This is a genomic window from Sphingobacterium shayense (assembly GCF_013179575.1).
GTDB lineage: Bacteria > Bacteroidota > Bacteroidia > Sphingobacteriales > Sphingobacteriaceae > Sphingobacterium > Sphingobacterium shayense.
This window is the reverse complement of the sequence record NZ_JABMCQ010000023.1, coordinates 1-12,149: the sequence shown is the minus strand read 5'-3', so window position 1 is coordinate 12,149 and position 12,149 is coordinate 1. Positions and strand designations below refer to the sequence as shown.

7 protein-coding genes are annotated in these 12,149 nt (G+C 42.0%); 6 read left to right on the top strand and 1 reads right to left on the bottom strand.

The annotated features are described in order from the left end of the window. Nucleotides 1-8 precede the first annotated feature (8 nt). From HP439_RS04865 to HP439_RS04845, 5 genes are all read left to right on the top strand, one after another. Nucleotides 9-2,162, top strand: a complete 2,154-nt coding sequence (locus HP439_RS04865; RefSeq protein ID WP_172389218.1) for a hypothetical protein — start codon at nt 9-11, stop codon at nt 2,160-2,162. A gap of 4 nt (nt 2,163-2,166) precedes the next feature. Beyond that, entirely contained in the window at nt 2,167-3,300 is a 1,134-nt protein-coding gene (locus tag HP439_RS04860) for a glycoside hydrolase family 88/105 protein (RefSeq protein WP_216657765.1), read from the top strand. 196 nt (nt 3,301-3,496) lie between these two features. After that, entirely contained in the window at nt 3,497-6,751 is a 3,255-nt protein-coding gene (locus HP439_RS04855; protein WP_246229244.1) for a SusC/RagA family TonB-linked outer membrane protein, read from the top strand. A gap of 11 nt (nt 6,752-6,762) precedes the next feature. After that, nucleotides 6,763-8,571, top strand: coding sequence for a RagB/SusD family nutrient uptake outer membrane protein (locus HP439_RS04850; protein ID WP_172389217.1), 1,809 nt, complete (start codon nt 6,763-6,765; stop codon nt 8,569-8,571). 102 nt (nt 8,572-8,673) lie between these two features. Continuing rightward, nucleotides 8,674-9,876 carry a glycoside hydrolase family 88/105 protein gene (locus tag HP439_RS04845; protein WP_172389216.1) on the top strand — a complete coding sequence of 401 codons (1,203 nt, stop codon included), beginning with the start codon at nt 8,674-8,676 and terminating at the stop codon, nt 9,874-9,876. A 43-nt stretch (nt 9,877-9,919) separates the two neighbouring features. On the opposite strand, the gene HP439_RS04840 is transcribed toward HP439_RS04845, so the two are convergent. Then, nucleotides 9,920-10,624: an NUDIX hydrolase gene (locus HP439_RS04840; protein WP_172389215.1), complete on the bottom strand. Its 705-nt coding sequence runs from the start codon at nt 10,622-10,624 to the stop codon at nt 9,920-9,922. 297 nt (nt 10,625-10,921) lie between these two features. Here HP439_RS04840 and HP439_RS04835 point away from each other — a divergent pair. Then, nucleotides 10,922-12,149, top strand: a 1,228-nt coding sequence (locus HP439_RS04835; RefSeq protein WP_172389214.1) for a ribulokinase, incomplete at its 3' end; no start/stop codon positions are given.

Genomic DNA, 12,149 nt, shown 5'->3' with positions numbered 1-12,149 from the left:
AGATGAATATGAAAGGATATATAAATTGGGTGCTGGGGGGACTATTATTGTTTGGTTCTTGCCAACAGAAAGCAAAAGAGAATACCATCGATAGAATGGCTGTTGTTCAGCGGCATAATGTAACCAATGAATCAATGGACACCTTAGCCTCTCTTACTGTTGGGAATGGTGCTTTTGCTTATACCGTTGATGCAACTGGAATGCAGACATTTCCAAGGGCGTATGTAAATGGTGTTTCTCTGGGAACACAGGTCGAATGGGCGTGGAATAGTTTTAAAAATACCGACGATTATCAGTTTGAAGAAACGCTAAAGTCGTATGACTTCAATAACGAGGGACGAAACGCTAAATATAGCATTCAACATAAGGTTTCCGGTACCCGCGAACAACAAGCAACAGAGTATTTTCGCGTAAATCCGCATCGTCTGCAGCTAGGCAATGTTGGGCTTGAGCTTCGCTTAGAAAATGGCGATCTCGCAAGTATCGATGATATTCAAAATATCAAACAAACCTTAGACTTATGGACAGGGCTTATTCATTCTACGTTTTCTCTCGAGGGGAGGCCCGTGGAAGTATATACCGCTGCGGGACAGGCTGCTGATGGGGTCTCTGTAAAAGTTACCTCTCCATTGATTGCAAAAGGAAAACTGAAGGTGTTTATCCGTTATCCGTTTCCGTCAGGAAAATTTCTGGATGATGCGGTATACTATGGAAACGCCCAAGACCACCAAACGGAATTGATTGTTACAAACCAAAAAGAAGGTGTTATTTCGCACAAGTTGTCTGGTACTAATTATTTTACGGGATTGCATTTTTCAGATGGGCAGTTAATCGAACAGGAAAAACACTATTTTGTCTATACGCCGGACCCCTCATTACAAACGTTTGATTTCTCGTTTGCATTTAATTCCGAAAATAACTTTGATTTGGCCCCTGTGGACTATGAGACTTCGCGCAGGCAAAGTACCGTAGCGTGGGAAAAATTTTGGAACAGCGGTGCTGCCGTAGATTTTGCAGGCAGTACTGATCCTCGAGCCAACGAATTGGAGCGAAGAATAGTGTTATCTCAGTACTTGACGAAAGTGCAATGTGGGGGTAGTAACCCTCCTCAAGAAACGGGTTTGACATTCAATAGTTGGTACGGTAAACCGCATACCGAGATGCACTGGTGGCACGGGGTTCATTACGCACTTTGGGGACGCCCGGAAATTATGGAAAAGACATTGGATTATTACTTTCGGACATTTGATAAAGCGAAAGCTCTTGCAGAACGTCAAGGGTATAAAGGTGTCCGTTGGATAAAGATGTCGGATAATGATGGCAATGAGAGTCCCTCCTCGGTTGCGGCATTTCTTATTTGGCAGCAACCACATGTTATCTATATGTCGGAGCTTGCGTATAGAGATCAGGAGGATAAAAAGGTCTTGGAGAAATACAAAGATATCGTGTTCTCAACAGCAGAGTTTATGGCCGACTTCGCCTACTATGAGAAAGAAAAGGATCGTTATAACCTTGGTTTAGGAGTAATACCCGCACAAGAGGTGTTTCCTGCAGCGAAAACGAGAAACCCGACTTATGAGCTGGCTTATTGGGATTGGGCACTGCGTACTGCCCAAATGTGGAAGGAAAGGTTGGGTGAGCCGCGTGTAGCTGAATGGGATAGTGTGATCAACAAATTAGCACCGCTGCCTGTACAGGATGATGTGTATTTGGCGACAGAGACGGCAACGGACTCATATACCTTCCCGAAATGGATGACGGATCACCCTTCTGTTCTAGGTGCTTTAGGTATGGTGCCTGAATCTTCTAAACTTGATAAAGAGGTCATGAGAAATACGTTAAATACTGTCTGGGAAAAGTGGTCGTGGGCAGATACGTGGGGATGGGATTTCCCAATGACTGCAATGAATGCAGCGCGTTTAGATATGCCAGAAAAGGCTTTAGATGCTTTATTTATGGATATACAAACCAATACATATCTGAAAAATGGGCATAACTATCAAGATGGCAGACTCCGTATTTATTTGCCTGGGAATGGAGGTCTGTTGACAGCCGTAGCAATGATGCTCGAAGGATGGGATGCTTCCAGCGGAGATTTTCCTGGATTTCCGAAAGATGGGAGTTGGAAAATTAAGAAAGAAGGATTTAGCAAGATGCCATAAAAATATGATGAAAAGACTATCCATAATCACCTGTTTGATCGCCCTAATGTTAGGTGTAAGGTCACAGGGTTTTACGACTAAGCAGAAAGTTGTTGAACAGCTACGCATAGCCAATGACTATTTTATGAATAAATGGCCAGATCCAGGAAAAACTATTATTACCAACAAAGAGCGTCGAGGTAATATCTGGACGCGCGGGGTGTACTATGAGGGATTAATGGCCTTTTATAAGGTAGATAAGCAAAAGAGATATTATGACTATGCAGTAGATTGGGCTCAAAAACACGATTGGAAACCGGTTCGTGGGGAGGTTTATACTCGACATGCGGATAACCAAAATTGCGGGATGACCTATATTGACCTCTACCGTATCGATCCGCAATCGGTGCGAATCGATGCCATCCAAAAAAATATAGATTCGATAATTAATAGTGGACGTCATGATGATTGGACATGGATTGATGCAATCCAAATGGCTATGCCAATCTATGTAAAACTTGGAGTAACACTGAATGATACAAGATACTTCGATTATATGTACAAGTTATACCATCATATAAAGTATGTGGAAGGAGGCTACGGGTTGTATAATTCCGCGGATAAATTGTGGTGGAGAGATAAGGATTTTATTCCACCTTACAAAGAGCCAAATGGTCAAGATTGTTATTGGTCTCGAGGGAACGGTTGGGTTCTGGCAGCATTAGCGCTTGTCCTGCAAGAACTTCCAAAGAGTGATCCTCATTATGCTGAATACTTAGCAGATTTCACTGCATTAGCGGGAGCTCTGCAGCCGTTACAGCGCGAAGATGGCTTTTGGAATGTCAGTCTGCATGATCCGACCCATTACCAGGGGAAGGAAGCTTCCGGAACGGCGTTATTTGTTTACGGAATGACTTGGGGAGTGAATAGTGGAATTTTGGATAAAGAAGTGTTTCTTCCTACAATAGAAAGAGGTTGGTTAGCACTGTCTAGGGAGTCTATACAGGCAAGCGGATTTTTGGGATACATGCAATCTACAGGAAAAGAACCTAAAGATGGTCAGCCTGTCACGGTCGATAAAATGCCAGATTTTGAGGATTATGGATTAGGCTGCGTACTGCTTGCTGGATCTGAAATCTACAAATTGGTTTCCAAGTAACAATAATAACTACTGTGTTTTATATGTACAAGATACATTTATAAAAATCGCAGTTCACAGGGTTTTGAAGGCATATTTCTTGACGATTTATGCCTTTTTTTTGCGTTTTGGACAGTATGGGTCAGGACAGTGTCTTCTGTTATTTTAATTATTTTAGCCTCCGCTAATTAATTTATGTAAACATATTACTAGTTATATGCTAAAATCATTGTATAACAAAGGGTTGCAAAGGGATGCGACGCTTAAAGGTCTATTGACTTTGTTTTTTTTCACCTTGATGATTTCGATCTCTTGGGCGCAAGAATTCAGCCTAGGAGGGAAAATAGTCGATGAGAATAACCAAGCGATCCCAGGCGCTAGTGTGCAACTAAAGGGGAAAAATATAAGTACACTAACTGATCAAGATGGCGTTTTTGAACTCCGAGCAAAGCTTGGGGATGTGCTAAACGTATCTTTTGTCGGATATACACCACAGCAGGTTACCGTTGCCTCTCAACAGGCGTTAACAGTTATGTTATTAAGTGCAAATAATGACCTTGATGAAGTCGTCGTTATCGGTTATGGAACGGCTCGGAAGCGTGACTTAACTGGCGCAGTTGGAACTGTGAAAGCAGATGATATTAGAAACGTTCCGGTTGCTACCGCAGCTCAAGCGATTACCGGTAAGGTTGCAGGCGTAAGTGTGGTAACCCAAAGCGGTGCACCTGGGGCGGGAGTTAATATTTTGGTTCGAGGAGGTACCTCTATAACGGGGGAGACTAGTCCGTTATATGTCGTCGATGGATTTGTCATGGAAGATGCCTTGATGAAAATCGATGTGAACGATGTAGAAAGCATTGACATCTTAAAAGATGCTTCGGCGACGGCGATCTACGGTGCGCGAGGAGCCAATGGGGTGGTCTTGGTAACGACTAAGTCAGGAAAGTCCGGGCGCACAATTGTGGACTATAATGGATACGTGAGCGTAGAAGGATTGAGCAAGAAATTGGATCTGTTATCTATCGAGGACTATGTTAAGTACCAATATGAGTTTCAAACTCTTGCTGGCAGGCAACAAGATTTTGCTACCATGTACGGAGGAGACCCTTCCGCAGCAGATTTTGCTTCGGGCGCGTACGCGCGCATCGCTGCTGATTACGGCTCACGCGCTGGATTGGATTGGCAAGAGGAAGTGTTCGGAGGACAAGCGATTTTACAGAACCATAATATCAATGTATCAGGCGGCAACGAGAAAACGAAAATGATGCTTTCGTTTAATAATACTAATCAGGACGGTATACTCGCAAAATCCGGTTTCCGTCGTAATAGTGTGCGGGCGAAAATAAACCACGAGCTTGTGAAAGGATTAAACTTAGATTTCAACTCAATGTTTCAGGATGCTAACACGCAAGGTGATGGGTCATTAGGAGGAATGCTGAAGATGTCTATCCTTCAACCGGCAACCGGAGGTGTTCGATTTACCGATGAGCAGCTCTTACACACGGATATTGCTGATGAACTTCAAGCGATAAATTCGCAATATGATGTGTACAATCCGATCATTATGAACGATGCGGTTACAAAAGGAAAAGCTGCACGATTAGCAAATGTGAATCTAGGACTCACGGCTAAATTCTTAAATGATTTTACGTTTCGTACATCAGGAACTTATCAGTGGGAACAGACACGGACCGATTCCTGGGATGACGGGCGGACTATGAATGCGCGAAATAACGGAGGACCTTATGGAGCGATCAATAATAGCGAAGGATTTCAATGGCAGTGGACAAATACTCTTTCTTGGTTGAAAGACATTAATAGTCATCATATCAATTTGATGGCCGGGCATGAGGTTCGCTATGAGGAAAGCCAGGGGCTAGGGCACGATTACTATGAGTTTCCATCAAGTAATTTTGGACTCAAAGATGTCAGCCTAGCTGGCCGCACTGAACGGGGGGAATCCGAAGCTTTGCGTTACGGGATAGTTTCCGGTTTTTTCCGTGGTATGTATAACTATGATGATCGGTATTTAGTGACAGCCACCATTCGTGCTGACGGTGTTTCAACGTTCAAAAGTGGAAATAAATGGGGCGCATTCCCCTCAGCATCCGCCGCATGGAACATCCATAATGAAGACTTTATGGAAGATAATGGTGTGTTCGATCAATTAAAACTTCGCGTTGGATATGGTACCACCGGTAATGATAGAATTGGTAGCACTCGTTATACCACACTTTATGGCTCTACAGTATTAGGAATTGGGAATGCGAACGTGGTCGGTGTGAAACCGGGAGATGTATTGGGGAACCCACTACTTGTGTGGGAGAAAACGCAGACAACAAATCTTGCTCTAGATATGTCGTTTTTGAAGAATCGTATTAATTTGACGGCAGACTTTTATAACAACGAATCAAAGAATTTACTACTTCAGGTCGAGATCCCGACTTCTACGGGTTATAAGCAACAGTACCAAAATATCGCGTCTTTAAGAAATCGCGGAGTGGAACTTTCTTTGAATTCGTTGAACATTTCGAAGGAAGATTTTCAATGGAAATCGGCGTTTAATATAACGTTTAATCGTTCGAAGATAAATAGTCTTTATAGTGGTTCTTCTAATGATTATTTATTAACTTCCTATGAATCACGAATAAATTTCTTGACTCGGGTAGGTGGCCCTGTTAGCAGTTTTTATGGCTATAAATATGATGGCGTTTATACCACGGATGACTTCGAGCAACAAGCAGATGGAAGTTATTTACTGAAAGACGGAGTCGCTTCACTAAAAGGTAGAAATCGCAGCACAGTGAAACCCGGTGACGTGAAATATGCGACCGTCGTGGGAGAGACCGATGAAGCAGGGAATCCGGTATGGTCCACGGAAGATCGTACTGTAATTGGCAGCCCTGAACCAAAGTTCTTTGGAGGATTCAATAATGAATTTATTTATAAAAATTTCGATTTGGGTATATTCCTAAATTTCTCTTATGGAAATAAAGCATTTAATATGAACAGCCAACGTTTCATGGGACCATACCTTCCCAATCAGAATTCACTAGCGAGAATGGCTAATTATTATACTTTGATTGATCGGGATACTGGATTGGAAACTAAGGACTTGAATAAGTTGGCAGAGCTTAATCCCGGAGAGCAGAATAAAAGTCAGTTATGGAGTTTGAATGCAACAAACAATATAGCGATTTCAGATCCGTTGGATTACTATTTAGAAGACGCGTCTTTTTTACGGATTAATAATATTACACTAGGCTATACCCTACCTCAAGAAGTTTCCAAAAGAGTATTTATGCAGAAGTTACGCTTTTACGTTACTCTAAACAACATCCATACATTCACAAACTATTCTGGATATGATCCAGAAGTTTCTGCGAGTGAATCTTTGTTGACCAGAGGCGTGGATAACTCGGCTTATCCGAGAACTAAGAGTTTTGTTGCTGGTGTTAACTTAACGTTTTAATAATAATTATCATGAAGAGATTTATATATATAGCATTTACTGGTCTTATTTTGATGACAAGTTCCTGCAAAGACTTTTTAGACCTACCGTCTGAGAAAGATTTCGATAGCTCGACGATATTTGAAGAGGTCGGTAAGGTCGAGATGGCTGTGTTGGGCGCTTATACGAGTACTTTTAATGCGGAGCTGTTTTATCAGTTCGGAATGGGGTCGGACGAGGTTTTCTCTACGGAAGGGGAAACAAATTCTAAGAATCAGGTCGCTAATTACGTATATAGTCCAGCTGTTAGTCCTTCATCAACATATGCAGCGATGTATGCAGGGGTTGAACAGGCGAACATTTTGATTAAAAATATTCCTTTGATGACGGGTCTGTCAGAGGCAGATCAACAGAAGGTAAACATGTTATTGGGGGAAGCTTATGCAATTCGTGCGATGAACATGTTGCAGGTGGTTCGTCATTTCGGAGATGTACCCTATCCAACAGTTCCGGTTGTCGAGATGGAAAGTTTTTCTTCTTCTCGCGTTAGTCGAGATACAATTTTAGACGGGTGTGTAGCTGATTTGCAAAAGGCGATTGATCTCGTCCCATGGAAGAGTGAATCAGGACTCGCTGTCGAACGAGTCACAAAAAATGCGGCGTACGGTTTACTTGCCCGTGTTGCTCTATATGCAGCTGGATATTCTTTACGTTGGGATTTAGATAGCTATGCCCCTTCCAGCTTGGCCTTAGCTCGACGTAGCGACACGCAACGCATTACCGATTTATATGAAATAGCACGTGACGCCTGCGCAGCGGTCGTACAGCGCGGGGAGAATAGTTTGATCGATTATGAAACGATTTTTAGAGATTTGGTGAATGGGCGCTACAATAGTGAATCTATGTTTGAATATGGGCAACTTGGCGAGGATCGTAACGAATTGAGGACAGGATATACTAACGGGATGTTTGCTCACCAAAACTCATTTTATAACAAAGCGCAGCCGGCGATGGCTGCTTTTCCTACTTACTATTATGAATTTAGGGATGGAGATTTACGTAGAGATGTTACTATTGCAAACTACGCGATTTCAGCCGATAGCCGGCATGAGCTGAACACTTATTCCAGCAATACAATCGGAAAGTTCCGCGTGAATTGGAAATCGGACCAGGGTGTTTCAGCTTCGAAACGCAATATAAACTGGATTCATCTACGTTATGCCGATGTTTTACTTATGTATGCCGAGGCCGAAAACGAGTTAAATAATGGACCTACTGGGGCGGCTAAGGAAATGCTCGAGCAAGTAAGATTACGTGCTTTTGGAGATGATAGAACGAAGATTGGAAGTACGCCCGGCAGTTATGAGGGTTTTAAAGAAGCAATCATCCAAGAGCGTAAACTGGAACTCGGTTTTGAGGGATGGCGTAGAACAGACCTTATACGCTGGGGTATTCTATATGAGAAATTAACAGAAACAAAGAAGGATCTGCTGGATTTAGCAGCACATACCGGTAAATATCAGGATGTTGACAGATATCGTGCATATAAGAGTACACCCGCGACGTCGTTTAACGATCCTCTGGTTGCTTTAGATTTTATTGGCTTAAAAAGCGAACCCACTCCAGTTGAAAAAATAGCGCTTCAAAATCAGGGTTACACTATTTTAGATATGTACGGTGCTTCGCCATTGTTTTTTACAAATGCGCTGAAAGCTGATGCGGTGTGGGTTCAGAATATTTACCGGGGATTAGAGAAGAATAAAGTGGAAATTTTTCCTTTATCAACTTCTACTATAGATAACAACCCAGGATTACAAGGCCAACAACACCCATCATATTAGTGTTGAGGGATTAGGGAGAGATGAAACAGCGCGTCACGTTGTCCTAGCTTTCGCTCCGAAGTGTCACGCACTCCTATTTGAAATTAAAAAAGGAATTGAAAAATGAAAATTATAAAGTTGATAAGTATGATAAATCTATGCGCTTTTAAAAGAGTCCTATACCTGTTGTTCCTTCTTTGTGTCTATGGCATTTCCTATGGGCAATCAAAAAAGCTTTCTCAGCAGTTTGCGGAATCAGAAATGAAACGTTTTCCTGAAGCTTGGCAGTTTGATCATGGGAAAGCATTGTATTTTGGCTATACCCAAGGACTAGGTTGCATGGCGATGTTAAAGATGTGGGAACAAACGAAAGATCAGAAATATTTTGATTACGTGGAACAATGGGCGGATACGATTATTAACGATCGAGGAGAGATTCACTTATATAAGATTGAAACCTATAACATCGATTACATCAATTCGGGCAAGGTTCTTTTTCCTTTATATGAAAAAACGGGTAAGGAAAAGTATAAACTTGCCATCGAAAGGTTGATGGGGCAGCTTGAGCACCATCCGCGAACCCACGAAGGAGTGTTTTGGCATAAATTAAGATACCCGCATCAAATTTGGCTGGACGGTCTGTATATGGGTGATCCGTTCATGGCAGCATACGGTAAGTTCGTAAATGATAATCGTTATTATGATGATGTGATTAACCAATTTTTGGTAACTGCTAAGCATACTTACGACGAAAAATCTGGGCTATATTATCATGGATGGGATGAGAGCAAAAACCAACTTTGGGCAAACAAACAAACTGGACAGTCTCCAAACTTTTGGGGGCGCAGTAATGGTTGGTGGTTTATGGCATTAGTAGATGTGTTAGATTTCATACCAGAGAATTATCCTAAACGCGATAGTCTATTACATATTATTAATGGTCTTGCGGAAACCCTGCCACGGTTTCAGGATGAAGATGGCTTGTGGTGGCAGGTGCTTGACCAAGCCGGACGGGATAAAAATTATCAGGAAGCATCGGTAAGCAGTATGTTTATGTATGCTTATGCGAAAGCAGTCAATAAAGGATATATTGATAAGAAATATAGGGCAGTAGCAGAAAAAGCGCTTGCGGGTATACAGAAAAAACTTTTAAAAAAGGAGGCTGACGGTACGTTAACATTGATTCAATGCAACGCGGTATCAGGCTTGGGTGGTAATCCTTATCGAGACGGTAGTTATGAGTATTATGTTGGTGAGAGAGTTCGTGAGAATGACGGTAAAGCGACAGGCCCTTTTATTATGGGACTTCTGGAGCTTGGTAAGTAAGTAATTGAAAAGCTGTAGAATTTCTCTACAGCTTTTTATTTCGTTATTCGTCCACCGACCAGCTCGGTAAATAGCGTAAAAAAGACATTATTTTCTCTCGGTAAATGTCTGTATTTAAACGAAAATAGAAAGCTCCTTTTTTCGACCCCCCTTTGTCTTTTTCTTTGAGTTTAATGATAAGACCCGAGGAGAGAAGCTTTCGACTGAAATTTCTTTTGTCGAGTTCAATACCATAAACACATTCATAAAGCGCAGATATCTGTGGAATTGTAAATTTTTCAGGGAGCAACTCGAATAAAAGAGGATATAGTGCGGCTTTGGTGCGTAATTTCCGTTTTGCGGCCTTGATCATTTGATCGTGGTCGAAAATTAGTTCAGGGTGATCATTCAATGGGAACCAACGCGCTTCGTATTCATGAGAGAGTATATGTTCATATTGGAGCGTGTCCACCAGTGCAAAGAATGCAATGCTGACGACCCGTTCGTCGTGCTCACGATTGGGTGTGCCAAAGATGCCGCAATCTTCCATATATATGTTTTCCATGGCGGTCAGTTTCTTTAGTACCCTTGAAGCGGCTCCCTCCGGATTTTCTTCCGGCTGTACAAAGCCTCCCATTAGGCTCCATTTCCCGCGCTCTGGTTCAAAATCCCGTTTGATTAATAAAATTTCAAGTGATTCACCATTAAATCCAAATATGATACAATCCACAGCTAATAATAGAGCTGTTTGACTTTTATAATATTCCATATTATATTGATTGGTATAATTTTTATTTGCGAGAGTTTAAACCTCGATTTCCCTGTTAGTATACGCTTGGCCGAAATTTACAAAAAAATATGCGTAGTAATGCTGTCCTTCCTGTTGAATCAAATAAATCCTCCCAAAAGGATTGTTAACACAAAAAAACAATAAAAATTTCATTTTATAAAAATATAAATGTTAATTTGACACTAATAATTATTACTGACTCATTTCGTGTCACAGATTTTGAGTCGCTAGGAGCGAATATTTGAGTTTTTATAAACCATAAAAGGATAATTTATAATGAGTAAATCGTATGTGATCGGAGTAGACTATGGAAGTGACTCAGTTCGATCTGTATTAGTTAATGCCGCTGATGGCCAGGAAATCGCGTCTTCGGTATTCTACTATCCTCGGTGGAAACGGGGAGAATTCTGTAATGCAGCAACGAATCAATTTCGTCAGCATCCACTAGACTATATTGAGGGACTTGAGGCGACGATCAAAGATTGTTTAGCTAAATCGGGTGTTGCAGGTATTGCGGAATGTGTAAAAGCAATATCAGTAGATACGACTGGCTCTACACCGGTAGCGGTAAATGAAAAAGGTGTTCCTTTGGCGCTTTTGGACGAATTCGCGGATAACCCAAATGCAATGTTCGTCCTGTGGAAAGATCACACCGCAGTTCTTGAAGCTCAGCAAATTAATGATCATGCCAAGAAATATGATATCGATTACTTGAAGTATGTTGGTGGTATATATTCGTCCGAATGGTTTTGGGCGAAACTCCTGCATGTTATTCGCGAGGACGTTGCGGTACGCCAAGCGGCCTTTAGTTGGGTAGAACATTGTGATTATATCCCGTTTTTATTAACCGGTGGAACTTCAGCCGAGCGAATTAAGCGAGGCGTTTGTTCTGCGGGACATAAATCTCTTTGGTCCGAAGAATTCGACGGCTTACCGCCTAATGATTTTTTTAAGGAGCTGGACCCCTTGTTAGACGGACTTACCTCGCGATTATTCTCAAAAACCTACACCGCCGACCAAGCTGCAGGCACATTGTCTGTAGAGTGGGCAGAACGCCTTGGGCTCAGCGCGGATGTGGTTGTTGGAATAGGCGCTTTTGACTGTCATATGGGAGCAGTTGGCGGGCAGATCGAACCTTACTTTTTAAGCAAAGTGATGGGGACTTCAACTTGCGATATGCTAGTTGCTCCAAAAAACGAAGTGGAAGATAAACTCGTGCGCGGGATCTGTGGACAGGTCGATGGTTCGATTATTCCAGGCATGATCGGCATGGAGGCTGGGCAATCTGCATTTGGTGATTCTTATGCTTGGTTTAGACAGTTATTAATGTGGCCGCTGGCGGAATTGTTGAACGAGGTCGATGGACTTTCTGAGGAACAACAAGAAAGAATAAACAATATAATTGAAGACAAAATAATTCCTGCTTTAAGTAAACAGGCCGAGGCGTTGCCTTTATCGAGTTCTATGGAATTAGCAATTGATTGGTTTAACGGTCGTCGTACCC